This is a genomic window from Helicobacter sp. 23-1045, from assembly GCF_053654655.1.
In genome coordinates, this window is sequence record NZ_JBSIUR010000004.1 from 114,261 (window position 1) to 140,273 (window position 26,013).

Annotated in this window: 33 protein-coding genes; 22 read left to right on the plus strand and 11 right to left on the minus strand. The window is 40.3% G+C overall.

The genetic code is table 11. The annotated features are described in order from the left end of the window. Positions 1-2 precede the first annotated feature (2 nt). Positions 3-311, minus strand: coding sequence for a divalent-cation tolerance protein CutA (cutA, locus tag ACWIUE_RS05595; protein ID WP_454135623.1), 309 nt, complete (start codon positions 309-311; stop codon positions 3-5). A 139-nt stretch (positions 312-450) separates the two neighbouring features. On the opposite strand from cutA, the gene ACWIUE_RS05600 reads away from it, so the two are divergent. Continuing rightward, the gene (locus tag ACWIUE_RS05600) at positions 451-1,734 is read left to right on the plus strand and encodes a citrate synthase (protein ID WP_454135625.1); all 1,284 of its coding nucleotides are present in this window, start codon (positions 451-453) and stop codon (positions 1,732-1,734) included. After that, positions 1,731-1,883, plus strand: coding sequence for a hypothetical protein (locus tag ACWIUE_RS05605; protein WP_454135627.1), 153 nt, complete (start codon positions 1,731-1,733; stop codon positions 1,881-1,883). The genes ACWIUE_RS05600 and ACWIUE_RS05605 overlap by 4 nt, the downstream gene beginning before the upstream one ends. On the opposite strand, the gene ACWIUE_RS05610 is transcribed toward ACWIUE_RS05605, so the two are convergent. Beyond that, the gene (locus ACWIUE_RS05610; RefSeq protein ID WP_454135629.1) at positions 1,859-2,521 is read right to left on the minus strand and encodes a hypothetical protein; all 663 of its coding nucleotides are present in this window, start codon (positions 2,519-2,521) and stop codon (positions 1,859-1,861) included. The two genes, ACWIUE_RS05605 and ACWIUE_RS05610, sit on opposite strands and share 25 nt — an antisense overlap. Then, a complete protein-coding gene (locus tag ACWIUE_RS05615; RefSeq protein WP_454135767.1) occupies positions 2,518-3,156 on the minus strand; it encodes a trimeric intracellular cation channel family protein in 639 nt (212 codons plus the stop codon). The genes ACWIUE_RS05610 and ACWIUE_RS05615 overlap by 4 nt, the downstream gene beginning before the upstream one ends. A 69-nt stretch (positions 3,157-3,225) precedes the next feature. Here ACWIUE_RS05615 and ACWIUE_RS05620 point away from each other — a divergent pair, with 69 nt between their 5' ends. The 4 genes from ACWIUE_RS05620 to ACWIUE_RS05635 are packed head-to-tail and all read left to right on the plus strand — an operon-like array spanning position 3,226 to position 4,349. Next, positions 3,226-3,471 (plus strand): hypothetical protein, encoded by a 246-nt coding sequence (locus ACWIUE_RS05620; RefSeq protein ID WP_454135630.1) that lies wholly within the window; start codon positions 3,226-3,228, stop codon positions 3,469-3,471. Between the two features lie 18 nt (positions 3,472-3,489). Continuing rightward, complete coding sequence (locus ACWIUE_RS05625) at positions 3,490-3,939, plus strand: hypothetical protein (protein ID WP_454135631.1); 450 nt, start codon at positions 3,490-3,492, stop codon at positions 3,937-3,939. 3 nt (positions 3,940-3,942) lie between these two features. Next, positions 3,943-4,149 (plus strand): hypothetical protein, encoded by a 207-nt coding sequence (locus ACWIUE_RS05630; RefSeq protein ID WP_454135633.1) that lies wholly within the window; start codon positions 3,943-3,945, stop codon positions 4,147-4,149. Positions 4,150-4,157: 8 nt separating this feature from the next. Then, on the plus strand, positions 4,158-4,349 hold the full coding sequence (locus ACWIUE_RS05635; protein ID WP_454135634.1) for a hypothetical protein: 192 nt from the start codon (positions 4,158-4,160) through the stop codon (positions 4,347-4,349). 99 nt (positions 4,350-4,448) lie between these two features. Here ACWIUE_RS05635 and ACWIUE_RS05640 read toward each other — a convergent pair whose 3' ends face one another. Beyond that, positions 4,449-4,613 carry a hypothetical protein gene (locus ACWIUE_RS05640; protein ID WP_454135636.1) on the minus strand — a complete coding sequence of 55 codons (165 nt, stop codon included), beginning with the start codon at positions 4,611-4,613 and terminating at the stop codon, positions 4,449-4,451. A 205-nt stretch (positions 4,614-4,818) separates the two neighbouring features. Here ACWIUE_RS05640 and glmM point away from each other — a divergent pair, with 205 nt between their 5' ends. From glmM to ACWIUE_RS05660, 4 genes are all read left to right on the plus strand, one after another. After that, entirely contained in the window at positions 4,819-6,174 is a 1,356-nt protein-coding gene (gene glmM, locus ACWIUE_RS05645; protein ID WP_454135638.1) for a phosphoglucosamine mutase, read from the plus strand. Between the two features lie 23 nt (positions 6,175-6,197). Further along, positions 6,198-6,716, plus strand: coding sequence for a signal peptidase II (gene lspA, locus ACWIUE_RS05650; RefSeq protein WP_454135640.1), 519 nt, complete (start codon positions 6,198-6,200; stop codon positions 6,714-6,716). 40 nt (positions 6,717-6,756) lie between these two features. Further along, a complete protein-coding gene (locus tag ACWIUE_RS05655; RefSeq protein ID WP_454135642.1) occupies positions 6,757-6,918 on the plus strand; it encodes a hypothetical protein in 162 nt (53 codons plus the stop codon). Positions 6,919-6,982: 64 nt separating this feature from the next. Beyond that, positions 6,983-7,306 carry a hypothetical protein gene (locus ACWIUE_RS05660; protein WP_454135643.1) on the plus strand — a complete coding sequence of 108 codons (324 nt, stop codon included), beginning with the start codon at positions 6,983-6,985 and terminating at the stop codon, positions 7,304-7,306. On the opposite strand, the gene purD is transcribed toward ACWIUE_RS05660, so the two are convergent. Next, positions 7,228-8,538, minus strand: a complete 1,311-nt coding sequence (gene purD, locus ACWIUE_RS05665; RefSeq protein WP_454135644.1) for a phosphoribosylamine--glycine ligase — start codon at positions 8,536-8,538, stop codon at positions 7,228-7,230. The two genes, ACWIUE_RS05660 and purD, sit on opposite strands and share 79 nt — an antisense overlap. An 878-nt stretch (positions 8,539-9,416) precedes the next feature. Here purD and ACWIUE_RS05670 point away from each other — a divergent pair. Continuing rightward, on the plus strand, positions 9,417-9,872 hold the full coding sequence (locus ACWIUE_RS05670) for a hypothetical protein (RefSeq protein ID WP_454135646.1): 456 nt from the start codon (positions 9,417-9,419) through the stop codon (positions 9,870-9,872). A gap of 145 nt (positions 9,873-10,017) precedes the next feature. Here the strand turns inward: ACWIUE_RS05670 and ACWIUE_RS05675 are convergent, their stop codons facing one another. From ACWIUE_RS05675 to ACWIUE_RS05695, 5 genes are read right to left on the minus strand one after another with little or no spacing between them, the layout of a single operon-like run. After that, complete coding sequence (locus ACWIUE_RS05675) at positions 10,018-12,390, minus strand: endonuclease MutS2 (RefSeq protein ID WP_454135647.1); 2,373 nt, start codon at positions 12,388-12,390, stop codon at positions 10,018-10,020. A gap of 1 nt (position 12,391) precedes the next feature. Continuing rightward, entirely contained in the window at positions 12,392-12,727 is a 336-nt protein-coding gene (locus ACWIUE_RS05680; protein ID WP_454135649.1) for a hypothetical protein, read from the minus strand. Continuing rightward, positions 12,724-14,052, minus strand: a complete 1,329-nt coding sequence (gene murC, locus ACWIUE_RS05685) for a UDP-N-acetylmuramate--L-alanine ligase (protein WP_454135651.1) — start codon at positions 14,050-14,052, stop codon at positions 12,724-12,726. The genes ACWIUE_RS05680 and murC overlap by 4 nt, the downstream gene beginning before the upstream one ends. Beyond that, complete coding sequence (locus ACWIUE_RS05690) at positions 14,043-15,161, minus strand: succinyldiaminopimelate transaminase (RefSeq protein ID WP_454135652.1); 1,119 nt, start codon at positions 15,159-15,161, stop codon at positions 14,043-14,045. The genes murC and ACWIUE_RS05690 overlap by 10 nt, the downstream gene beginning before the upstream one ends. Before the next feature lie 12 nt (positions 15,162-15,173). Continuing rightward, positions 15,174-16,673, minus strand: coding sequence for a DEAD/DEAH box helicase (locus ACWIUE_RS05695; protein WP_454135654.1), 1,500 nt, complete (start codon positions 16,671-16,673; stop codon positions 15,174-15,176). Positions 16,674-16,972: 299 nt separating this feature from the next. Between ACWIUE_RS05695 and ACWIUE_RS05700 the strand changes: the two genes are divergently transcribed. The 9 genes from ACWIUE_RS05700 to ACWIUE_RS05740 all read left to right on the plus strand — a co-directional run bounded on the left by ACWIUE_RS05700 (position 16,973) and on the right by ACWIUE_RS05740 (position 23,574). Then, positions 16,973-18,451, plus strand: a complete 1,479-nt coding sequence (locus ACWIUE_RS05700; RefSeq protein ID WP_454135655.1) for an ankyrin repeat domain-containing protein — start codon at positions 16,973-16,975, stop codon at positions 18,449-18,451. A gap of 18 nt (positions 18,452-18,469) precedes the next feature. Then, positions 18,470-18,778: a hypothetical protein gene (locus ACWIUE_RS05705; protein ID WP_454135657.1), complete on the plus strand. Its 309-nt coding sequence runs from the start codon at positions 18,470-18,472 to the stop codon at positions 18,776-18,778. A gap of 90 nt (positions 18,779-18,868) precedes the next feature. Then, positions 18,869-19,417, plus strand: coding sequence for a hypothetical protein (locus ACWIUE_RS05710; RefSeq protein ID WP_454135658.1), 549 nt, complete (start codon positions 18,869-18,871; stop codon positions 19,415-19,417). Between the two features lies 1 nt (position 19,418). Next, entirely contained in the window at positions 19,419-19,928 is a 510-nt protein-coding gene (locus ACWIUE_RS05715; protein WP_454135660.1) for a YhcH/YjgK/YiaL family protein, read from the plus strand. Next, the gene (locus ACWIUE_RS05720; RefSeq protein ID WP_454135662.1) at positions 19,925-20,527 is read left to right on the plus strand and encodes a DUF2147 domain-containing protein; all 603 of its coding nucleotides are present in this window, start codon (positions 19,925-19,927) and stop codon (positions 20,525-20,527) included. The genes ACWIUE_RS05715 and ACWIUE_RS05720 overlap by 4 nt, the downstream gene beginning before the upstream one ends. Then, positions 20,524-21,186, plus strand: coding sequence for a uroporphyrinogen-III synthase (locus ACWIUE_RS05725; RefSeq protein WP_454135663.1), 663 nt, complete (start codon positions 20,524-20,526; stop codon positions 21,184-21,186). Before ACWIUE_RS05720 ends, ACWIUE_RS05725 begins: the two co-directional genes overlap by 4 nt. A gap of 27 nt (positions 21,187-21,213) precedes the next feature. Beyond that, the gene (xseA, locus tag ACWIUE_RS05730) at positions 21,214-22,437 is read left to right on the plus strand and encodes an exodeoxyribonuclease VII large subunit (protein ID WP_454135665.1); all 1,224 of its coding nucleotides are present in this window, start codon (positions 21,214-21,216) and stop codon (positions 22,435-22,437) included. 2 nt (positions 22,438-22,439) lie between these two features. Beyond that, the gene (locus ACWIUE_RS05735; protein ID WP_454135667.1) at positions 22,440-23,009 is read left to right on the plus strand and encodes a hypothetical protein; all 570 of its coding nucleotides are present in this window, start codon (positions 22,440-22,442) and stop codon (positions 23,007-23,009) included. Then, positions 22,957-23,574: a GT-D fold domain-containing glycosyltransferase gene (locus ACWIUE_RS05740; RefSeq protein ID WP_454135668.1), complete on the plus strand. Its 618-nt coding sequence runs from the start codon at positions 22,957-22,959 to the stop codon at positions 23,572-23,574. The genes ACWIUE_RS05735 and ACWIUE_RS05740 overlap by 53 nt, the downstream gene beginning before the upstream one ends. A gap of 104 nt (positions 23,575-23,678) precedes the next feature. On the opposite strand, the gene ACWIUE_RS05745 is transcribed toward ACWIUE_RS05740, so the two are convergent. Further along, the gene (locus tag ACWIUE_RS05745) at positions 23,679-23,837 is read right to left on the minus strand and encodes a hypothetical protein (protein WP_454135670.1); all 159 of its coding nucleotides are present in this window, start codon (positions 23,835-23,837) and stop codon (positions 23,679-23,681) included. Positions 23,838-23,901: 64 nt separating this feature from the next. Here ACWIUE_RS05745 and ACWIUE_RS05750 point away from each other — a divergent pair, with 64 nt between their 5' ends. Continuing rightward, positions 23,902-25,140 carry an MBOAT family O-acyltransferase gene (locus ACWIUE_RS05750; protein ID WP_454135671.1) on the plus strand — a complete coding sequence of 413 codons (1,239 nt, stop codon included), beginning with the start codon at positions 23,902-23,904 and terminating at the stop codon, positions 25,138-25,140. Between the two features lie 37 nt (positions 25,141-25,177). Next, positions 25,178-26,002, plus strand: a complete 825-nt coding sequence (locus ACWIUE_RS05755; protein ID WP_454135673.1) for a hypothetical protein — start codon at positions 25,178-25,180, stop codon at positions 26,000-26,002. Positions 26,003-26,013 lie beyond the last annotated feature (11 nt).

A 26,013-nucleotide genomic window follows, 5' to 3' on the forward strand; every position in this document is an offset into this window, starting at 1 on the left:
ACCTAACAGCATTTTTCAATCCACGCGCTGTATTCTTTGCTTGAATCTGCGTCAAAGCACACAAATTCGGGCAATTCATAAGGGTGGTGCGCTTTAAAAACGCGCTTAATTTTTTTGCGATTTTTGCGAAGCGTTTTTATGATTAGCAAAAATTCACGCTCGAATCTCAACTCACCTTGCCACAAATAGCGACTTTTTATGCGCTGTATTTGCACGCACGCCGCGAGCTTTTCGCGCACTAGCATTTCGCTTAACAAATCAGCACTTTTCTCATCCCCGCACGAAGTCATTATCACGCAAATTTTTGCCATTTTTGCCTCCATCGCATTAAATTAAAAGTGCAGATTCTACCCAAAGGGACATTTTTTTATCGCACTTTTTTGCAAAAAACTTTTAAAATCGCGCGTTTTTTATTATTATGATTCACATTTCAAATTACAAGGAGAAACTATGAAAAATTCAGTAACGCTAATTGATAATTCCACAGGCAAGGAGTTTGAGTTTGATTTAATCGAATGTTCGCGCGGACCAAAGGCGATTGACTTTGCGAAGCTCTTTGAGCGCACGGGCATATTTTCTTATGACCCCGGCTATGCTTCAACTGCGGGGTGCAAAAGCACGATAAGCTACATCGATGGCGCAAATGGCGTATTGCTCTATCGCGGGATACCTATCCAAGATTTGGTGGATAAATATAAATTTGTGGATATTTGCAATCTTTTGATAAGCGACAAACTCCCGCAAAATGAGCGTGAATCAAATGAGATGGATTTAGAACTGCGCCCCTTGCGATATTTGCACGAAGGGCTAAGCGATATTTTTAAATCATTCCCAGATTCTGCTCACCCTATGGCGAATCTAAGCTCCGCTGTGGGCGCGCTATCGACATTTTACAAGGACTATATGGAGATTAGCGATGATGAAGGATATGCGATGATGGCAAAGCGAATGATTGCCAAAATCACCACGCTAGTCGCCTTCTCATACCGCCACGCAATCGGCTATCCGTATATCTACCCCGATGTTTCGCGCTCTTATGTTGAGAACTTTTTGTATATGCTTCGCGCCTTCCCCTGTGGCAAAATCGGCGTAAATATCGATGGCGAAGTGCAAATTGATGCGCTAGAAGTGGAGGCGTTAGATAAGATTTTTAGTCTCCACGCCGACCACGGGCAAAATGCCTCCACCACAACCGTGCGTAATGTCGCCTCCACAGGGGTGCATCCTTACGCGGCGATAAGTGCTGGTATAAATGCGCTTTGGGGACCATCGCACGGCGGGGCAAATGAAAAGGTTTTGGGGCAACTCGCTGAAATTGGCGATGTGAAAAATGTCCCAAAATTCATCGAGCGCGTGAAAGATAAAAATGACCCTTTTAGGCTAATGGGCTTTGGACATCGCGTCTATAAGAGCTACGACCCGCGCGCAAAGGCGATTAAGGGGCTAAAAGATGAGCTAAACAAAAAGGGCATAAAAATGAATGCGCAATTTAGCGAAATCGCCGAAAAGCTAGAAGAAGTCGCGCTGAAAGATGAATACTTCATCGAGCGCAAACTTTACCCAAATGTGGATTTTTATAGTGGCATTATTTTAACCGCGCTAAAAATCCCTGTGAGCTTATTTACGCCCATTTTTGTCATCGGGCGAATGCCGGGCTGGTGTGCGCAAGTCATCGAGCATATCAAATCAGGGGCGCGAATCACCCGCCCAAGACAGGTTTATTTGGGGAAATGAAAATTTATAAATCGCAGAATCTAGCACGAAAAACAACGCAGATTCTGCGAATTTCATTAGATTCTGCAACATACAAAATTTCACGCGAAAATCGCAGAATCTACCCACAAATCCACTCCCAAACCTACCTCCATCCTCGCAATTTGTGATATTCTACACAGCCCATTTTTGCCCCAAGAACGCAGGATTTTTGTAGCAGCTCCAAAGCATAGGTGCGATTTTGAGCTACTTTTTTGCCATCTAGTCGCCCTAAAAAGTGCGCCACGCCAAGCACATAGCAGCTTTGTGCATCGTTTTTAAAGCACCTATTGCCCAAAAGCTGATAATTATCCAAAATATATGGTTTGAATCGCTCGGATTTTAGCGCGCACGCCTGCATTTTGCCAAGTTTGCACGCCTTATTTAAATACCAATCCGTCTTAAAACTATCTAGCGTAGATTCGCCTGCATAGTGGCGAAATAGCCAAAAGCACGATTCACCCACGCCGTAGGCGCATTCTTGCTTTTTTAGCACTAAATTATCCACGCCAAGCGGTGCATTTAGCTTATTTAGCGACAAGCACCCCAAGTTATCGCCCAAAGAGCACGCTTTGTAAAACAAATCCCGCGCGATTTTTTGCGCTCCAAAACTCGCCGCGCGGTAGCCTTCATTCGTATAGTGCGCCCCTAGTGCGCGTTGCTCGGCACTTTGATTGAGTGGCTCTAAAATGAATATGTTTTGCGAAATATCGCTAGATTCTGCGTGTAGCGCGTATAAAAACGCCATTAAGATTAGCACTGATTTCATTTGCACTCCCTTTCATCGGTATCATACTCAAATATCGGCAAATCCATCTTGCGTCTAATCGCATATAATCGCATCGCCGTCCCAAAAATTAGCGTGATTAGCGTAGCGATAAGCTCGCCCACACCGCAAATTATGAGCGCATAAAATAGCAAAACAGAGATGATTGCGACACTCGCGTAAATCTCTTTTTGAAACACAAGCGGGATTTGATTGCAAAAAATATCACGCAAAATCCCGCCAAAAATGCCCGTAGTGCAGCCCGCAACGATTGCGATGATTAGTCCGTGTCCCATATTTAGGGCGATTTTCGCCCCGATGATACTATAAACGACTAGCCCTACGGCATCTAACGCCAAAAATACTCTCTCCAAAGTCGCCGCCTTGCGCTTTATGCGAGTGGTGATGATGGCGATAGCACACAAAAGCACGATGTATTGCGGTCCTTTTACCCACGAGAGCGGATAATTATTTAGCATAATATCGCGAATCGTCCCGCCACCGATTGCCGTGACAAGTGCCACCACGCACACGCCAAACAAATCCATTTTATGCCGTCCCGCCGCAAGCGCGCCTGTAACCGCCTCTACGCTTATGCCAAAAATCCACAGCACCCCAAGTAAGGACAAATCAAAAATATATGAGCCAAAAAACCCCAAATCAAGCGTGTAGTCCAAAATTTTACCTTTTGCCTGTGATATTAAAAAATGCGAAATTATAGCAGAAAAGATTGCTTTAAGGGCAGATTCTGCGAATTTGTTGCCTTTCGCAGAATCCACACGCTAGATTCTGCGAAATTTCGTGCGAGTTTATGCGAGATTCTGCGAATTTATCATTTGACTTTGCGCCAAAGCACCACCAAAGCACTTACAAAGCACTTACAAAAATATCAAAAAATAAATCACTTTTTTATTGACTTGCGTTTTTTTTGTGTTATTCGCGGAAATTTTTAAAAATAGGGAGTTAAAAAAATGACACAAAAATCAAGGGAAATCTTTGCAGATAGCAAAAGATTGCGAGAAAAGTTAGGCATTTACCTGCAAACGCCCCAAAAAGTAGAGATTTATGCGCAAAGTGCCGAAGCGATGTTTGAAAAAGGCGGTAGAAGTGGATTGGCGTTTGTTGCTACTTGGAGCTGGTGGGGATTTTTCTTGCATATTTTCTTTTGTATGTATAGGAAGCAATATGCGATGGCGGTGATTATGCTTATCGCTGGTCTTTTTTTGCTTTTTATCCCATTTCTTGGCAATGCTATCATCGCGCTATCTGTGAAATATTTCATCATCAAGGATTTTGAAAAAAAGTTAGATTTGGATAATGACGAAGCGTTAAAGACGGGCACAAATATGGGTTTTGCCGTGATAATTTTTGTAGGCATTCTTTTGATTATCACTTTTGCAAGAATCACATCAGGGAGGTAGAAAATGAAAAGAAAACTTTTTGCAATTATTGCTATTGCTTCATTGTATATTTGCAGTGCAAATGCGTATTTTTTCAACAATAAACATTTAAGGCTAATTGATTGCTCTTATGGTAGATTTGGCTATGACTACGGCTATGTAGGAATCTATAAAGACAGCAGTGATAATTTATACAAAATCTTTTTTGGCTCAAAATATTGTGAATATTGAGGTAAAAAATGGAAAAATTGGTTTTGGCATTATGCTTGTTTGTAAGTATAAGTTTTGGCGATACAGGACTTCAAAATGCTACGGCATCAGATGTGGTAAATGGCGTTTTTTATATGGCTGTTATTGTGGGCATAAGCTACTTAATATGGGGAGTTATATGGGGCGTATTTGACAAGAAAAAGGATAAAAATGACAAATAAAGCAATTAAAATTGTCGTTAAAATCTTGCTAACTATTATATTGCTGTATGTGCTTGGATTATTGATGATTATTGGCGGGTTTAAATAATTTACATAAAGCTAATTCACGCAAAATCGTAGATTCTGCGCCAAATTCGCAGAATCTCGCCTAAATTTGTCATTGCGAGTGAGCGAAGCGAAGCAACCATCCAAAAAAAATAATTCCGTCATTGCGAGAAGTTGCACTTTTGGGGCGACTTCGTGGCAATCTAAAATTTTTGTCATTCTGAGCGAAGCGAAGAATCTCAAAAAAAAAAAAAAAAAAACAATCAAAACAGAGATTCTTCGATTGCTTTGCAATCTCAGAATGACAAGTTAGCACAGATTCTGCGAATTTTATGTGATTTGCTGTGATTTGCAGAGATTCTGCGAATTTATAAATTTTCTGCTAAAATTCGCGTTTTTATCTCTCACAAAAAAAGGACATATTTTGAAAATCTTTGGGACTGATGGGATTCGCGGGGAGGCTGGGAGCGACATTACGCCATTCACCGCGCTAAAAGCGGGGCTTGCTGCGGGGATTTATTTTAAAAATTGCCCCCAAAATGACTTGCCAAAAAACACAAATACGATTTTAATAGGCAAGGACACGCGCCGCAGTGGCTATATGATTGAAAATGGCTTGGTTAGCGCATTTACCGCGCTTGGGTTTAATGTCATTCAAGTAGGACCGATGCCAACCCCTGCGATTGCCTTTCTCACGGAGGATATGCGCTGTGATGCGGGGATAATGATAAGCGCGTCCCACAATCCCTACTATGACAACGGCATAAAGTTCTTTGATTTGCGCGGATACAAGCTAGATGAGCGCAAAGAAGAGCAAATCGAGCGCATTTACAATGATGAAAAGACGCTCACTTCGCACTTCGAAACCCGCGCAAATATCGGCGCATCAAAGCGAATCGATGATGTCATCGGGCGATATATCGTGCATATCAAAAATAGCTTCCCCAAAAATCTCAACCTAAATGGCGTGAAAATTGTCGTGGATTGCGCAAATGGCGCAGGTTACAAAGTCGCACCCATTATTTTTAGCGAATTGGGCGCGGAGGTGATTGCCATAAACAACGCCCCAAACGGCTACAATATCAACGAATCTTGTGGCGCAATGCACCCTGAAATTTTGGCGCAAAAGGTTGTAGAAGTGGGCGCAGATGTGGGATTCGCCCTTGATGGAGATGCTGATAGGCTCATAGTCGTGGATAATAAAGGGCAGATTGTCAGTGGAGACAAAGTGCTAGGCGCGTTATCGCTATATCTCAAACGCCAAAAGTGCCTACGCAACAATGGAATCGTAACTACAATAATGAGCAATGTCGCGCTGGAGCGGTTTTGCGCCAAGCACAATATCGATATGATTCGCGCAAATGTCGGCGATAAATTCGTGCTAGAAGCGATGATAGCGCAGGGTTACAGCTTTGGCGGGGAGCAAAGTGGGCATATTATTTTTAGCGATTATGCCAAAACGGGCGATGGGATTTTGAGCGCGTTGCAAGTCCTAGCCCTTATGTTAAAGGCGAATCGCACAAGTAACGAGGTGCTAAATCCTTTTAGCCTTTATCCGCAGGTGCTAAAAAATATCGATATTTCACACAAAAAAACGCCACTAGATTTGCTTGAATCGCGCTATAAAAAGCTGATTTCTGGTGAGATTCGCCACATTATCCGCTACTCTGGCACGGAGAATAAATTGCGAATCTTGCTAGAAGGCAAGGACAAAAAGTTGCTTGAAGCCACGATGTGCGAGTTAGAAGCGTTTTTTAAAAAAGAGATTTCTTGCGGATAACGCGAATCTAAATTTAGGTAAAAATGGAGCGCAATTTGGGGGGGACGAATCTAAAAGCACGAATCTTGCGCAGATTCACCAAAAAACACTTTGCATTTTTTGCGATGATGGTTTTGGCAATCGCACTTGACCAAGCAATCAAATTTTTGATTTTGGATTTTTATGCAAACGCGCCAAGCCCCCACGCCAAAGTCTTTGAAAGCGAATTTATCGACATAATCTTAGTTTTCAACAAAGGCGTGGCATTCTCATTTTTAAGCGCAGTGGGCGCGAATCTCAAATGGATAATCCTAGCAATGCTACTTTTTATGCTGATTTTGGTGCTAAAAAGCGATGAATTATTCGCCCAAAACTTCGTAGCATTTGGGCTAATCATCGGTGCGGGATTTAGCAATTTGGTGGATAGATTCACACGCGAGGGCGTGGTGGATTATATTTTTTGGCATTACAAATTCAACTTTGCGGTTTTCAACCTAGCTGATTCGCTCATAAATGTCGCCATCGCGTGGGTGATTTTGAAGTATATTTTTTGGCGAAAATAGGCGTTGTGACAGAAAAAAATTAGATTCTGCGAAATTTTCTGTGAGATTCTGCGAAAAATGGGTAGATTCTGCGATTTTCGTAGATTCTACGGCAGATTCTGCGATTTTGGGGCGATTTTTGAGTAAATCGCAGAATCTAAATAGATTGCCACGAATTTACTTCGTAAATTCTCGCAATGACGGATTATTTTTGAGATTTTGAGATTCTTCGCTACGCGCGAGAATGACAATTTGGGATATTTTTCGCCGAATCTCGCAATGGCGAAATGGATTTTCCCTACCCTTGCGATAAATACCCCACCCCAAACCCCTCCCGCAAGGGGAGGAGCTTTTTTATTTTCCCCACCCTTGCGGAGGATTCGCGCAAAGATTTTCCCCTTGCGGAGATTGTTATTTTTTGTTCCCCCTCCCTTGCGGAGGGGGTTAGGGGGTGGGTAATTTTAGATGTTATGATTCACGCAAAATCGCCGAATCTCGCACCTGAAATTAAAATTTTTAAATCCCGCCGAATCTACGCTTTTATCGCCTTATTTGCAATATCTTTGCGCATTTTTGCGCCTTTGAAATTCACTTGTTTTGTCAAATTATAGGCATTTTTTTGCGCCTCTTTTAGCGAATCGCCTATCCCCACGCACACCAAAACGCGCCCACCACTTGCCTTTAATGCACCATTTTCATCGCTAACCCCCGCAAATGAAATGTGATTGTCCGCATTTGAAGTGCAATTTGTGCCATTTTGTAGCGTGATAGTTTGCGCTACGCTTGCGCTATACGGGTAGTTTTCACTTGCCACAACCACGCCCACGCAAGATTTATCCAAAATCTCCACTTTGAAATCGCCTAGTTTGCGATGCAGCGCCGCCTCCAAAATATCAAGCAACGGCGTTTTTAGCAAGGGCAAAATCACCTCGCATTCAGGGTCGCCAAAGCGGACATTAAATTCCAGCACAAAAGGCTCGCCGCCACTTACCATAATCCCGCAAAATAGCACCCCGCAAAACTCCGCGCCCTCCGCCCTCATCGCCTCCAAAGTGGGCGTAATGATTCGCGCTTTGATTTTTTCTAGTAGCACTAAATCGCATTGTGGCGTGGGGCTATATGCGCCCATACCGCCCGTATTTGGTCCTAAATCATCGTCCAATAATCGCTTGTGGTCTTGCGCTGTGGGCATTAGAATGAAATTTTTGCCATCGCAAATCGCAAACACGCTTAATTCAAAGCCATCTAAAAATTCTTCGATGACAATCCGCCTCCCCGCCTCGCCAAATCGCTCTCCGCTTATCATCGACTCCACAATCTGCTTTGCTTCGGGCTTTGAATCAGTGATAATCACGCCTTTCCCCGCGCACAAGCCATCTGCCTTTATTACGATTTTTGGCGTGAAGTGCGTGGCTGAATCTAGCGGATTTTTGCCACAAAACGCAGAATCTATAAAGCCAAAAAGCTCGTCCTTATCGCTACTTGCAAGAAATTTTGCTGTGGGGATATGATATTTTTTAAGCAGATTTTTCATAAAGATTTTTGAGCCCTCTAACCTCGCGGCTGCCTTGCTAGGCGCAAAAACGCGGACTTTTGCTTTGCGTAATTCATCGCTTAATCCCTCAATCAAAGGTTGCTCTGGTCCTATCACCACAAGATTCACGCCCTTATTCACGCAAAAATCAACGATTTCTTTGTTGCCTTTTGCGTGGATATTTTCGCCCAAATTTGCTGTCGCGCCGTTGCCATTTGCAAAGTAGATTTGTCCCACGCGTACGTCATTTTTCAAGCTCAATGCTATGCTATACTCGCGCCCACCGCTACCTACTATTAGAATTTTCAATGTTACGCCCTTAAATGTGGATTACCCAAGCAAAGCGAAATTTTGAATTTTTTGCCCCAAAAAGGATACAAAGAGTAAGATTCTAAGCATTTGTGTAGGCGGCAAATCCTACGCACGCACCGCGCCATCAAGCAGAAACACCGACACATACAAACGACTACGCGAATCTAAATATATTTCACATTAGACTTAAAATTTAAAGAATCCCGCATTTACTTGGGCGAGCGAATTATAGCAAAAAACTTTCACTTTGCCTTAAAAAATGCGCATTTTTTACAGGGCAGATTCTGCGAATCTAAAATAAAATCGCGCTAGATTCTGCGAATTTCATATCATTTCGCGCAAAAGCAATCCAAAAATGCAAAAAATATCCAAATTTGCAAAGATTTAAGAAATTTTTAATTTGATAAAACCTAAAATTCGCAATTCTATTTTTTGAAAAAAGGCGAAGTTTTGAAAATAAATCTTAATTTGCAAATCTTTAAATCGATAAATCCGCTTAAACTCTCTTGGGGGGAGGATTTACCATTTATTTAAGTAATTATTTACGCCACTTATTCCAAACTCACGCATTAAAACACAAAACATTTTTGGATTGCTTCGGGCTTTTTGCAAAAGCCCTCGCAATGACGAATCAGCGTAAAATAACCTGTCATTGCGAGATTTTCGCTAGAAAATCGAAGCAATCCAAGAATCCACAAAATCCCCTAACCTTATTCACAAAGGAATCCAAATGATTACATAAATCTATATTTTCGCGCTTTTTAGATTCGCGTATTCATTTTTAGGATAAAGCAATCTTTTGGATTTTTGAGTTGGCGGTTAGAGATTCGCCCAAAAAGGGCAGATAAAATTTTAAATCAAAAAAGGAAAATACAATGACAAAGTTAGTAAAAATAGCTGTGCTAGGTTTCATAGCACTTGGAATTAGCGCGTGTGGCGATAATGTTGTTAAGCGAATATCGATAACTAGAAGTGAAATAGCTTCAATGCAAAAGACTATTGTGACAAAAATTTGGGCGGATAATATCGATACAAAGAAACCCACAGCACCAAATGGCAAATCGTGGGGCGAATGGATTATGGAAGTGGCAGAACTTGATAATGCTAAATGGGTAGTGGTGCAAAATGGCATAGCATTCAAAGATTGCAATAAAGGCGAAACGCCATTGATAACCATTGACAATGACTATATGTATTTTAACCCTAGCAAAATCGCAGGTGAGGGCAAAATGGAAGCATTTTGCAAAAATCTAAGTGAGAGCTATCGTAACGACATTAGCAATGGCGATAAAAAAATCCCATTAAATGAAACGGGACATTTTAGCTTTTGATTTGTAAAAGATTCGCGTGAATCGTTTGTTGATTTAGTGCGAATCTAATGCAATTTTAGATTCGTATGGTTAGATTGCTTTGTTAGTCCTGTGGATTTTTTCGTAAGGCGTGTATTGCATTTCACGCGTCCTGTAAATTTAGCTCTTAAAACCTCACGATTTTTGCGCCAAAGCCACCCATTTGCGGTGGGGCGTCTTCAAAACTTTGCACTTTTGGGTGTGCGCTTAAAAAGTCCCGCACCACCGCGCTTAAAATGCCACTGCCGATGCCGTGTTTGATTATTACTTCGCTAAATCCAGCCATTAGGCAATCTGAGATATACGCTTCAAGCAAATCTAGTGCCTCTTCGGCGCGTTTCCCGTGTAAATCAATACTTACAGGGCAACTTTTGGCGACTTTGCTAACGCTCACGCTTCGCGCTTTTTGGGGGATTTGCGGGGCTAGTTTTAGGGCGGAGAGTTTTGTGCGAACTCTAACGCCGTTTTCTAGCTCAATTTGCGCATTTTCGCCCTTTATGCTTAAAATTATGCCGATATTTTTGCCCTGCATTACGCGATTACCGATTTTAAAATCAATGTGCCTTTTTGGCAAATCTTTTGGTATCGCCCCAAAAGCCTTGTATTGCGCGTTTAAAAAGCGATGAATCTCTTTGCTATCTTGCTTTTTTAGCACCGCCTTTAACTCATCTAATGCCTTATTATAGATTGATTCTAACTCCGCTTTTTTCGCGCCAAGCGCGTTATTTTGCGCTTCGATTAGCGAATCCAACTCATCTTTTTTGCGCTCAATTTTTTGCAGGTTTGCCTCCATTTGCGCTTCTTTTGTGATTAGATTCGCCTTTAATGCGCTGGTTTGCTCCAAAAGCGCGTTTAGATTTTCTAAATTTTGATTATATATTTTTTGCGCCTTTTGAATGATAAAGCGCGGAATCCCGTATTTTAGCGCACTCTCAAACGCATAGCTTTTGCCAATCGTCCCTTTTAGAAATGTATAAGTGGGGGCGCGATTTGCCTCATCATAAAGAGCGGCAAGTAGCTCTACACGCGGATTATCCGCCATTTTACTTGCCAAAATTTTGTGGTGCGTAGTGATGATTATTTTGATATTTTTGTCGCTCAAATGCTCCAAAAGCGCGAAATAAAGCGCACTTGCTTCATTTGCGTCCGTGCCTAGCTCGATTTCATCAATGCCAAGCATTATATTTGAATCCGCGCCTTGCGCCCGAATCTGTGCTAAAATCGCGCTAAATTCCATCATTCGCCCAGCAAAAGTCGAAATGTCATTTTTACTATCCTGCGGGTCATTCAAAATCGCTTCGATTCGCGTAAAATGTGGGATTTTGGACTTATGCGGACTTATTTTAAAAGGGATTAGCAAGTTTGAGAGCAAACTCGCGCTTAAAATGCTTTTTAGTAGCATTGTCTTTCCACCCGCATTTACGCCCGTTACAAGCATTATTTGCCTATCAAACTCCACATTGCAAGGTATTGGATTTTTGATATTTGGGTGGCAAAAATCGCTTAAAATAATCGCGCCTCCGTAATTTTGGCGATTTAAAGATGGCAAAATAAACTCAAAATTGCGCGTTTTGGCAAAAAATACCCGCGCTTGAAGTGCGTCAAATCTATCAAATTCAGCATTTATAAATTTCAAAAAAAATATATTTTCTTGCATTTTGCTAGATATCTCACGCTCAATCTCAAAAAGGGCGATTTCGCGCTCATTGCGGAGTTTGTCAAGTTTATCATAAATATGTTGCAAGGCATTTGGCAAAATGTAAAAAAATCCCGCCTGTGTGCGTTGCATTATGCGTCCTTGCATTACTTTGCTAAATCCACTGCGAACCAAAAGACACTCTCTTCCATCGATAAAATGCACACTTTTATCCACCAAATAAGGCGTGATTTTTGCGTTACCAAGCAATCTATCAAGCTGTTTTTTTAGCTCTTTGTTTGCGTTTTTTATGCTTTGATTTATAAAATCAAATTTCTCGTATTTTCCACTTCGCAAATTGCCATCATTTTCAAAGCAATCCACAATTTGCAAAATATCAAATGGGATATTGATTTGCCCTAGCATTCGCGGGATTTGGGTAAGCGAATCTAAATTTAGATTTTTAAGGTAGAGAAAATATTTGATAATTTTGGCAAATTCAAAAAGCGAATCTAACTTTAAAATCGCGCCTTTTTTTAAAATCGCTAGTTCGTTATCCAATGTGCGAATCTCGCCTACAACGCTTTGTGGTGGGGCAAAAACAATGCTACTTAATTCATCGATTTTTAATTTTGCTTCTTTTAAGTCGCCTTTGATTTGCAAAAACTGCGTTAGATTCTGCGGATTCTGCGATTTGTGCGAAAAGTCTTGCGGATTCTGCGTTAGATTCTGCGATTCGCGTGAAAGATTTTGTAGATTCTGCGAATTTAGCGCAGAATCTAAATTATTTTTCCTTGCAAAAAATCCCAAAAAATCCTTGACAAAGTCCCACAAATCGAGCTTTTTTATGATAGCGTCATTCAAATTATTCGCATTCCTCAATGGCGATGATTTTGTTATGGTGCTTTGTCCCCGCCTTGCCTGTGAAGCTCAAAGTGCCGTTTGTAAAGGTAAAATTGTCGCGATTCACGCTAATTTCGCCACATTCAATATCCTCGCCACGATTGAATGAAGCGATGATTTCGGCGTCTGCGCGATTTTTTTTATCAAACATTTGCGTGTAAATAAAGGCGATTATCACGCACACAGCGCACAAAATGCCTAAAATTATGCCCTTTTTCTTATCCATTTTTCCGCGCACATTAAAATACAAAAATAGCCCGATGATGACGGATATTAGCGCGATTAGGGCGATTTTCAAATCGCACCTCTCATTTGATAGGTAATATCACCCGCGCCAAAGCCCACAATTAGCCCTGAATCAAGCGCATTTAGGATTTTGCCATCTTTGACAATCTCTAATGTTGCGCCACTGCGATGAATACAATCCGCCATAATGGGCGCATATCGCCCAAAGTGTCCGTTAAAATCAATGGGGATTGGACTCTCATTTGTCCCCCACACGGGCAAAATCACCAAATTATCCACACCCGCAAAAGATTCTGCGAATCCATCGATATTGTGAATCGTGCGCGAATACTTGTGCGGCTGCCAAATCGCAGTGATATTGCGGATATTTTTCAATCTAGCGTAGTGCTTTATTGAATCAAGCGTGGATTTGATTTCTGTCGGGTGGTGGGCGTAATCATCGATAATCACGCACTTTTCGCCCTTGCAAACGATATCAAATCGCTTTTGTATGCCTTTGTAATTTAGTAGATTCTGCGAAATATTCGCAGAATCCATCTCATCTAACGCGCTTAAAATCGCCAAACTCGCATTACTTGCGGTATGAAATCCAAATCCCCACACGCGAAAATTGCCCACAAATTTGCCATTGCGATTCAAAGAAAACTCCGTAAATGGCTCATCATCCTCCAAAAAATATTTGATATTTGCAATGTCTTTGTGCGGATAAAGGCGCGTTGCGGGGAGATTCAAAGATGCTAAAAATTCATCTTCGGCGTTAAAAACGCGCTTTTTTGCGCTTGTCAAAAAGTCCGCATAAGCTCTATGAAACAGCTCTAAATCGTAATTGTAGTGCTCCATATGCTCTGGCTCGGCGTTTGTAACAATCGCGCAGTAGGGATTGCTATTTAAAAAACTGCCATCGCTCTCATCTGCTTCAAATACAACGCTCTCGCTTTGCACTGCGCGGACATTTGAGCCAAACTCTTTGCTTATCGCCCCGATGATTGCGCCATAATCCTTAAAAATCGCGCTTAACATTGCCGTAGTGCTACTTTTGCCGTGCGCTCCACACACCGAAAACACGCGTTTTTTTGCCAAAATGATTTTTAATGCGTCCTTGCGTGAGAGAATGGGGATATTTTTTGCCCGTGCTTGCGCTAATTCGACATTGTCATCATCGATAATCGCGCTATGCACGAGTAAATTTGGATTTTTGATATTGTTTTTGTCGTGCGGGATTGCGACTTGGACGCCTAAACTACGCAGATATTTTGTAGAGCAACTCTCACTTATATCGCTACCGCTGACTTCAACGCCTTGTGCTTGTAAATATCTAGCCAAACCTGAAATGCCAATGCCCCCGATTCCTACGAAATGAATGCTATTTAAATCCATAATTTTATCCTCTGCATTGCGTTTTTGATAATTTCGCTTTCATAAACAAGGGCGATTCGCACGAAATTTTCTCCCGCTCCCTTGCGCCCCAAATAGCGACCCGGTAGCACCAAAATGCCCTCATTTGCGTAAAGCTCTTTTGTGAATGCTATATCGTCATTTACGCGCAACCACACATAAAAAGTGTATGGATTTATGTTTGTGCCTAACATTTCTCTTGCGATTTTGAGATTCGCGCTGTATTTTTGACGAAAAAACTCCGCACTTTTATTGTCCTCCCACGCCACTGCTGCGGCTTTTTGCAAAGGCAAAGGAATCGCACAGCCGATATAAGTGCGATAACGCGCATAATCTTTTAGGATTTTTGCGTCCCCTGCGATAAATCCGCTTCGTAGTCCTGGCGCAGATGAACGCTTGGAGATAGAATTTATCGCCAAAATATTTTTAAAAGATTCGTTGCCTACGGCGAGACTTGCCTCTAAAATCGAAGTAGGCGCATTAGATTCGTAAATCTCGCTATAACATTCATCATTTAGCAAAATAAAGTCGTATTTTAGGGCATTTCGCACCCAAATCTCTAACTCATCTTGCGATAAAGTCGCGCCTGTGGGATTGTTTGGCGAATTTAAAATGACTAATTTTGCTTTTTTTAAATCCGATTCGGCGATTTGCGGTTTAAAATCGCTATCCAAATCCATATAGATTATCTCCGCATTTGAGGCGATTGCCGCGCCTTCATAGATTTGATAAAAGGGATTTGGAAATGCCATAACCCTATTTTGTGGGAAAAGGCTACCAAAGACAAAATTTGGAAAGTTAAAAAGCACCTCCCTTGTGCCAAATGTAGGGATAATTTGCGTCGAATCTAGCGCAATATCAAATCGCCGTTTGATAAAGTCAATCTGCGCATTTTTTAGATAGGATTCGCCCCCACTTGCGGGATATTTGCAAAGCAAATGTGCCGAATCTTTGAGCGCGTTTTGGATAAAGTCTGGCGTTTCAAATTGCGGTTCGCCGATGGTTAGTTTGATAATTTCACGCGAATCTTTTGGCGCGATATTTGCCAAAAGCGCGTTTAATTTTTCAAATGGATATGGTTCAAATTGCATTTCGCGCTTCTTTTAAAATGGGGTTGAATCGCGCTTTGAATCGCGCCTATTTGAATGTCGCGGTTTGCGTGAATTTTGCCGTGAATCCCTGCGTCCATTTGAATTTTTTGCGAATCGCTGTGGTTTTTTATGTGAATCGCGCATTTTGGATTCGCCCCCATTTTTGCGCGAATCACGCCCTAATTTACGCGCATTGCCACTAGATTTGTTTAAATCAATCAAATATGAGAGCATTTTACAAGCAAGTTGAGTGCTATCGATTTTCGCGCTTAATCGCGGGTATAAATCTAACGCGCTATGCGAAATTTGATAATTCAAAATCGCGCTAATTATGTCCTCTGTGTCGTTATTTTTGTGAGATTCGCGCTTATTGCCAAAAATATCATCGCTTTGATTTGCCACTGAATCATCAAGCGTAAAAAGCTCCAAATTTGTCTTTATTTGCTCTTTGATTCGCTTCAAATCTTTAAATTCAAGTGGCGTTACAAGCGTAATCGCCACGCCTTTTTTGCCCGCTCTGCCCGTGCGCCCGATACGATGGACATACGAATCGGGATTTAGCGGTAAGTGATAGTTGAAAACAAAGCCCACATCGCTTATATCAAGCCCACGACTTGCCACATCGGTTGCCACCAAAATCTCCACGCGATTTTCTTTAAACGCGCTCATCGCCGTGCGCCTATCGCGTTGCTCCATATCGCCGTGAAGCGCGGTTGCCTTGTAGCCTTTGGATTTCAGCAACTCCGCCAAAATGTCCGCCTCACGCTTGGTGCGCGTGAAAACGATGGATTTTTTACTTGCCACAAAGTCCAAAAGGCGCATAATCGCGTCATCGCGCTCATTTTCGTTTATAATGTAGTATTTTTGCTCAATGTCGGTGTTTGTAATATCGACTTTGGCGATTTTTACGCTCTTTGGGTTGTTTAAAATCTTTTTGGCGAGATTTTTGATAGGCGTTGGCATTGTCGCAGAAAATAGCAAAGTCTGACGAACGCGTGGGATAAAGCGAAAAATCTCTTCGATACTCTCCAAAAAGCCCATATCAAGCATTTCATCGCTTTCATCAAGGACAACGAATCGCGGATTAAAATTCTTAATCCTATCGTTTCGCAAGTGGTCTAAAAGCCGTCCGGGCGTGGCTACCATAACCTTTGGCTTTTTATCTAGCAAGTCAATCTGCCGTTTTATGCTCTGTCCGCCGTAAATGCAAATCGTTTTTGTCCGCAAAAATCGCCCTAGCTTAAAAACTTCATCGCTGATTTGCATCGCAAGTTCGCGCGTGGGCGTGATGATGAGAGCCTCAATGTCGCTATTTTGCTCCAACATATTTAGGATAGGAATCGCAAATGCCGCCGTTTTGCCCGTGCCTGTCTGCGCTTGGGCGATTAAATCGTGCCCTTCTAGCACTAGCGGAATCGCGCTTTGCTGAATGGGGCTAGGGTCTTTGAATCCCGCCTCTGTGATACCTTGCAGGACTTTTTTCTTTAAATTGAAATGTGTAAAATTATTCATAAATGCTCTTTTGCTCGTGATAAGTTTTGATAAAAGTGCGGATTATAGCAAAAAATTTTTAAAAATATAGTTGCGATGATTTTGGGTGTGAAAATTAACTTAAATCTAGCTTAAAAATGCCAAATCTTGCGCAAATTGTAAAAATATGAAAACTCCGCTTATTATGAAATCTACAATAGCAAGGCAAAACAACATAAAAAGAAAGAAAAGAGATATGTAAAATAACAATTTATTACGCATTATTATGCAAATTTTGATAAAATAGCAAAAATCATCAAATTTGACAAGGATTTTAGATTATGGGTATTTGTAAGTGTTGTGGCGAGGGTATAAAGGACATTGAAGAAGAAGCTGGTGTATGCCCAAATTGCTTTTATGGAATTTATGTTGGTGATAGTAGCTATAATAAATATGAAGATAAAGAAGATGAATATGACAAAATAGCGAGACAGCAGTATGGGTTAAATTGCGAACTATTACTGCAATCTGCCCAAATTGGAAATTTAGAGAAAGTTAAAGAATGCCTAGCAAATGGTGTATATGTAAATACGAAAGGTGAATGGGACTGCACTGCTTTAATGTCTGCTTCAGAAAACGGACATTTTGAAATTGTCAAATATTTAGTTGAAAATGGCGCAGATGTGAATGCGAAAGATAATTTTGGCAAAACTGCTTTAATGGAGGCTTCACAAAATGGACATTTTGAAATTGTAAAATATTTAGTTGAAAATGGCGCAAATGTAAATACGACAGATGTATTGGACTACACTGCTTTAGAGAAATCAAAAACCGATAAAATATGGGACTATTTAAAATCAAAGACACAAAATATAAATATAAATTTAGCTTTGGAAAATTTTGTAGATAGAGGCAACTTAAAAAAAGTCGAATATTGCTTAAAAAATGGTGCAGATGTGAATACAAAATATATTTTAATGTCTGCTTCAGCAAATGGACATTTTGAAATTGTCAAATATTTAGTTGAAAATGGCGCAAATGTAAATGCGACAGATGAATTGGACTGCACTGCTTTAATGAAGGCTTCAGCAAACGGACATTTTGAGATTGTAAAATATTTAGTTGAAAATGGTGCAAATGTAAATGCGACAGATGAATTGGACTACACTGCTTTAATGAAGGCTTCAGCAAACGGACATTTTGAAATTGTAAAATATTTAGTTGAAAATGGCGCAAATGTAAATGCAAAAAGTTATAAAGAAGAAATTAATAAAATTAATGAAAGCATTGAAGTTGATGAAAGTTCTTTTACTGCTTTAATATTAGCTTTAAAAAATGGACATTTTGAAATTGTGAAATATCTCGCTGAAAATAATACAGATGTAAATGCTAAATGTTATGAGGGATTTAAAGTGTATGATTCTTTCACTGCTTTAATATATGCTTCAGAAAATGGGTATTTTGAAATTGTAAAATATTTAGTTGAAAATGGTGCAGATGTGAATGCTGAAGGTCGTGCATCAGTATTAGATTGTGTTGTTAATTACACCGCTTTAATGTCTGCTTCGCGAAATGGACATTTTGAGATTGTAAAATATTTAGTTGAAAATGGTGCAGATGTTAATGTAAGGGATAGTTATGATAACACTGCGTTAGCTTTAGCTTTAATAAATAAGCATTTTGAAATTGTAAAGTATTTAATTGAACGCGGTGCGATTATAGATGTATGGCGCAATAATGAGCAAGATACAAACGATAATAATGTCCCCGAAAACGATAATATCCCCGAAATCGACATTGATGATGAAATCCCATTTTAAAGATTCAAGGGAGCGAAAATGACAAAAGAGCAAAAGTGTATCATAGCATTTATCGCCGAGTGTGCGGTGTGGATAGCGATGATAGTAATGGCATTTTTGCACTCTGCGATATCGGGGCTAATTTCTGTGATAGTGGTGGTGCTGATATTTATCACGGCGTATAATCCACATTTAGGCACGCGCAAAACGCCACAAAGGCAAAAAGGCGAATATGATGAATTTTGGCAAACGATAATAGAAAAGCAACAAGAGCAAAACGATGATTATTGGCAAAGGCTAGTTGAAAAATACTCAAACATAGATGACGAATATAAAAAAGAACGCTAAATGCTAAATTTTAGGGCGATTTTAGGGGCATTTTGCTTTTTGCTCGCATTTAAGCTAAAATTTGCAAATTTTTAGCAAAGGGCGCACAAAATGACGCAAAATCTAGCACACAGCTTCGCAAAAATCCTAAATTTTGGCAGTTTTGAATCATTTGCACTTGATGAGTTTCACAAAGGCATTGCGCTAAAACTCGCTGACATCGTGCTTGGCAAGTATTTTATCTACTTGCGGACACCACAAAACGCGCTTTATCCTTGCGTCATTTATAACGCGCTAATAAGCCACCGAGCGCACATAGCAAGGCAAAAGCCCATCATTCACTTCACGAAATGCGCGGATTTAGACGCGCTAATGCAAGGCAATGGCGCAAAGGCGCGGATTATGACAAGCAACGCTTTTAGCTACGCGGTGGGGAGCAGTGAGCGCGTGAGTGCGAAAATTTTTTATGATGCAAAACTGCCATTTTGCGCGAAATGCGTGGAAAATTACAGGCGATTTTTTGAGGCATTTGATGAGCGCGAAATTTGGCAAAAAATGTTTCAAAACGAGCTATTCTCTGCTATCGAATCGCAATCTTTGCGCGTAGTAGGTTACAGCACCAAACAAGCGGACAATTATTTTTATTTAGCAAGGGGGTAAAATGGCGATTTTGTTGGAGATGCCGCGAGATTTGGGGATTTTGGAAGTAATTTTTACGGATTTGCAAGTCGCAAAAAATGTGAGCGATTATTTTTTGGATTCGGCGACTTTGAATCGCATTTTATCCCTAAATTGTGGCGATTCGCGTGTTGAAAATAGCGTGGATTTGGGGAGTGGGATTCGCGCTATCGAGCAGAGTTACGCACTAAAAAATAGTGGGATTTTTGAAGCACACAGGGCGTTTGTGGATTTTCAGTTTGTAGCAAAGGGGAGTGAGATTATGAAAGTGGGCTTTTTTAGCGCGTTTGAGCCTATAAATGAATATGATTTCACAAAAGATTGCCAAAATTTTGTGCCACTTAAATCGCCTTCACAGGTTGCGCTTTATAAAAATTCGCTTTTGATTTTAACGCCAAAGGACATTCACGCTGGAGGATTTGAGCTAGATTCGCGAGTGGTTTTTAAGTCCGTGCTAAAAGTGCCGACAAATTTATTAAAGATTGCGCTATGAGAAAAAAACTTATATTTTTTATGATTTTTATATCGAATCTTTTTGCAGACAATTTGCCAAATATTACAAGCGATTTTGCGCAAGATTCGCAAGATTCGCGCAATTCAAATATTTCACAAGATTCACAAGATTCGCAAGATTTGCCACAAAATAATTGTAAAAACGGCGATATTACGGGTTTTTGGCTCTCTCCACGCGACAAAGTTAGTGGGCGATATAGCATTGTAGAGATTTTTAAGAAAGATGGCAAATATTTCGCATATCAGGTTGCTTTTATGGATTCGCAAGCCTCAAAAAAAGACACGCTAAATCAAAATTTCGCTTTGCGTGATAGGGAGGTTTTGGGTAGCGTTCATATTTATAATTTGGAGCGCGAAGGGCAAAATTCTTATATAAATGGCAGATATTATGATTTCAACAAAGGCAAGAGTTTTCACTTAAAGGCGCGATTAGAATGCGATAAGCTCATTTTGCTTGTGAGTGCGGACAATGTGGGCTTTTTAGGGACGAAAAAAATTTATAGGGCGATTTTGCCACAAGAAGCGCATTTTTTTGTAAAATCTAAACCAAAGATTGATTTTAGTGGAGTTGTGAATTGAGAGAGATTTTTTTAATCGGCTCAAAAGCCGAAGAGGGCGTAAAGTCGCTGGTTGTGAGCGAAATAAGGATTTTGCCATTTGAAGTGAATTTGCATAATATTGACGCGCTGATTTTTACTTCGCGCTATGCGATAAAATCAATGGCGCAAAACGCCGAGCGCGTGGGCGATTGTAGCTGGAAAAAAATCCCTAGCTTTGTGATAGGCGAAGGCAGTGCGGGATTTTTAGAGAGTTTGGGTGGGACAATCGAGTATATCGGGCAAGATTCGCACGGCGATGGCTTTGCAAAAGAGATTATCCCATTGCTTAAAAACCGCCACCCGCTGTATGTTCACGCCAAAAAAATCGTCTCTGGCATAAATGAAAAGCTAATCCACCACAAAATCAAATTAAGCGAAGTGGTGGCGTATGAAAATAAGACGCTGAAATTAGATTCACGCCTCCTCCCGCCACCTAGTTCGATTTTGATTTTTACCGCGCCTAGTCATTACAAGGCGTTTTTGGCAAATTTCAAGTGGGATGGGAGCTATTTGGCAGTGGCGATTGGAATGACGACTTTTGGAGTGTTTGATACGGGGATTGACGCCTTTGTCGCGCCAAAGCAAAGCATTCAATCCTGCATTGACTTTGCCAAAGAATTGCGCGTGCGATTGCCGTAAGTTTTGTGGCATTTTGGGGCTAAAATCGTGCAATTTTTAAGTGTTAGCGAACTAAATTCGCAGTTAAAAAGCGTCATCAAAGAGCATTTTTGCAAAGTGTGCGTGGAGGGCGAAATCTGCAATTTGACAAAACACCAAAGCGGACATTGCTATTTTAGCCTAAAAGACGCGGATTCAACTATTCGCTGTGTGCTTTTTAAGGGCACTCGTGCTTGGCTAAAAATTGAGCTAGAAAACGCGCAAAAAGTCCAAATCACAGGCGAAATCTCGCTTTATGAAAAAAGAGGCGAATATCAAATAATATGCACAAATATTGCGCAATGCGGGGCAGATGCAAACGCACTAGAAAAGTTAAAGCAAAAATTAAAGGCGGAGGGCTTGTTTGAGCAAAAGCACAAAAAGCCACTGCCACGCTTTCCGCATAAAATCGCGCTCATCACTTCAAAATCAGGCGCAGCATTGCACGACATTTTATTTGTGGCAAACAAGCGGTGGAATTTAATTGAGCTGTCAATCTTTGATACGCTCGTGCAGGGCGATGAAGCAAAGTTTCAAATCGCAGAATCTATCGCGTTGGCGGATAATGGCAAGTTTGACATTATCGTTTTGGCGCGTGGTGGCGGGAGTTTGGAGGATTTATGGGCGTTTAATGAAGAGATTGTAGCAAGGGCGATTTTTAGCGCGAAAACGCCCATAGTTTCGGCGATTGGGCACGAAGTTGATTTTTTGCTTAGTGATTTGGTGGCGGACATTCGCGCACCTACGCCCTCTGCGGCTTTTGAGATGATTTTGCCCGATAAAACGCAGTGGCTTTTGAAATTGGCAGAGTTGCAAAATGAGCTTGATTCGGCGTATTTGGCGCGAATCACGGCGTTTAAAAATGCGCTTGAAATTTTACGCTCAAAAATGTTGGCATTTCGATTTGACTATAAAAAAGAGTGCGCGAATTTGGCTGATTTGCGGGCGAATCTAACAAAAATGGCGCAAAATTTATTAGCGCAAAAATGTGAGAGTGCAAATCAAAAAAATGCGCTAGATTCGACATATTTGCGCCTGCTTGAATCGCAACGCACAAATCTAGCGCAACTAAGGGCGATTTTGGATTCGCGCAATCCAAAAAGATTGGTTGAAAAAGGATTCGTGCAGATTACCAAAGATGGCGCAGTGGCAAATCTAAATGATTTGCAAAAAGATGATAAAATAACTTTAAGCGATGGCGAAATAAGCAAAAACGCGGTGATTGGAGGATGAAAATGCTTAAAAAAATCTACAAAAAAATTATGTATCCATTTTTAAGGGTGCTTTATAAACCCATTTTGGATGAAGTGCGAGAAAATAGCGTAGATAAGGCGACTTTGTGGGGCATTGAGATGCTTTTGCGAAAGGAATTTATGGCAAAATATAAGATTTTATCGCCACAAAAAAGCATTGAGTTTTTGTGTGAAAAAAGAGGCAGTTTTATAAGACTTGGCGATGGAGATTTGCCTATTTTGTGCGATAAGGGCGGTGGAATGCATAAATTTAGCACGACGCTAAAAGAGCGACTAATGTTTGCGCTAGATTCTGCGAATCGCCTAAATATTCCCATTGGAATAAATGTCAATTTGGTGAAAAATGTTGCTTTAAAAGATAGCGGATTTTTCTATGCGTGTGAGTATTTAAATGCCTATGGTGCGATAAAATATCTGCCAAATGATAGAGTTTATTTTGATGGTGTTGCGCTAAGATATTCGCCGATGGATTTTTATGTATTAGATTCGAAAATCCAAAATGGGGGGGGGGGCAGAAGCAAAATCGCAGAATCTAAACTCTGCAAAAATTAACAAAATCGCAGAATCTATAAATCCAAACGCAGATTCTGCGAATAACGCAAAATTCGCAGAATCCATAAATCCAAACGCAGATTCTGCGAATCTTTTGGATTTAGCGAAAAATCCGCATTTTTATTTTGATGATAGTTTTGGGCGGAGAGTTTTTGAGGATTATTTAGAGATTTTGATAAATCCTATAAAGTCCCTTTGGCGCTGGAAAAAAGTCGTTGTTGTTGAGGGATTTAATAGTTATTTTGGCGTTTATAATGATTTGCTAGATTCTGCAAGTGAGGTTATTCGCCTAAATTCCTATCCGCCATTTGATGCGTTTAGCAAAATTGATGAGATTTTGGGGGATGTGATGCGTGTGGCAAGGAAATATGAAAAGGATGAAATTTGCTTTATTGTGGCACTTGGGGCGAGTGCGAAAATTCTATGCGTTGAGTTAGCGATGCGCGGATATATCGCCTATGATATGGGAAATATGTCAATTAGTTATGATTGCATTATCCATAAAAAAGATAGAAAGTTGATTGATACGCTAAATTTGCAAAAAGAATATATTTTAATGCTATAATTTTGAATTTTTAAATAAGGATTTTGATGCTTTTTAATAGTTATATGTTTGTGGTGCTTGTGATTTTTACGATGATTTTTTATTACGCGCCATTTTGGAAAATGCTAAATAGGGGGGGGGCAGAATAAGTTAAAAATCGCAGAATCTAGCGCAGATTCTGCAAAATATGCAAAAAACGCAGAATCTATAAATCCAAACGCAGATTCTGCAAATAACGCAAAATTCGCAGAATCTACCCAAATATTAGATTCTGCGAAGTGCAACTATCAGATTTTTGTAATCATCATCGCTAGTTTTGTATTTTATGCTTACAATGTCCCGCTTTTATTGCTTTTGCTTATTTCATCCGCGCTAATTAACGCAATCACTTCATATCAAATTTCCCACACTTCGCAAGGTAAAGCAAAGCGATTTTACGCAATCTTTGGCGTGTGCGTAAATTTAGCGATTTTATGCGCGTTTAAATATTCGCCACTATTTGGAGCAATGCTACCAGCGGGAGATTTCGCCACACTTTTGCTTTCCATCCCACTTCCAATTGGCATTTCATTTTTTACATTTCAAGGCATTTCTTTGGTGGTGGATGTTTATAAAAATAATAAAATCGCAGAATCTACCCCAAAAAATCACGCCAAAAATGTCGTATTTTTCATTGCATTTTTCCCCGCACTCATCGCTGGTCCCATTTTAAAAGCACATAATTTTTTCCCGCAAATTCGCGCAAAATATCTAAAAAATATCCCATTTTTACGAGCATTCAAAGTGCTGATTTTGGGATATTTTTTAAAAAATGTCATCGCTGATAATCTAAAAGACCAAACTTTTTGGATGGCGTATCCTTACTTTTTGTCTTATGATTCTGCGAGTTTGGTGGTTTTGCTTATTGGTTATAGTGTGCAGATTTTTGCGGATTTTGCTGGGTATAGTTTGATTGCAATCGGCGTTGCGTTGCTTTTTGGATATGAGTTGCCTAAAAATTTTAATTTCCCCTATATTTCGGCGTCATTTAGCGAGTTTTGGAGTAGGTGGCATATTAGTCTTTCATCGTGGTTGAAGGAATATCTCTACATTCCGCTTGGTGGGAATAAAAAGGGGAATTTGCGAACTTATCTAAATCTCTTTATTGTGATGGCACTTGGTGGATTTTGGCACGGGGCGGCGGTAAGTTATATTATTTGGGGCTGTTATCACGGGATTTTGCTGATTTTAGAGCGGATTTGCAGTCAAATTTTCACATTGCCAAAGTGGAGATTTGTGCGAATGGGACGGATATTATTTGTGTTTTTGGCGGTTAGTTTTGGGTGGTTACTATTTTGTCTAAATGATTTTACGCACGCCATCGCGTTTATCCAAAAACTTTTTAATAACGAAGGCGAGTTTATGCGAGTGGTGGCACTTTGCGTGGGGATTTATTCGTCTTGCATTTTGATTTATTATTTAAATTATTTGCTTTGCCAAAAAAGCGGTAAAAATATACTTGATAATAATCTCATTTGGGCAATTATGCTATTTTTAATTTTCACAAACAGCGGGAGTAGCGATGCGTTTATCTATTTTCAGTTCTAATTTTTTAAAAATTTTTGCCATATTTTTGGCAATATTTTTGGCATATAATATTTTTTTGTGGAGTTGCAAACCGCAAATAACCGCCACTCAAAATCAATGGCAACAAAATATCGTTTTTGCGCAAGATTTTATCTATGAGACAAAAATCACTAAAATCGCAGAATCTAGCGCGTATAACGCAATTATTGTCGGTTCATCGATGAGTGCGAGAATAGATTCTGCGAAGTTAGCGAAAAGTCATATTTACAATCTCGCTTTTGGCGGTGGAAGTGCGTTGAGCGGATTAGAAATCATCAAGCAAGCAAACAAACTGCCAAAGGCGATTTTCGTAGAATCTAATATTGCATTTTTACGTCCAAAGGATGCAAATATGTTAAAGCAACTTTTTGGCGTAGATTCTGCGATGAAAAAATACATCCCTGCTTTGCAGGTAAAATATCAACCAATAAATGTTTTTTTGAGTTTTGTAAAAGGGAGGGCGGGGAAATCAAAGGATGAAAAGTTAGCAAAACAACGCAATGAAAAGTTGTATAAAGAGAGCTTGGAGCGGATGATTGAGGGATATAATGCAAATATAGATTCTGCGAAATATGAAGCGGATTTGGCGGAGTTAAGGGCACTTTTGGCGTATTTTGAAAAGCAGGGGGTAGAGATTATATTTTTTGAAATGCCAATCGATGAAAAATTACTTAACACAAAGCAGGTTTTGGCGGTGCATAAAGTTTTGAAAGACTTTGCATATCCCACGCTGTCACCGCCAAATCATAGCATTTATCAAACGACCGATGGCATTCATTTGCTTGAAAAAAGTGCTGATGAATTTAGCGATGAATTCATCAAAAAAACTCGCGATTTTCTTTGAATTTCGCAGAA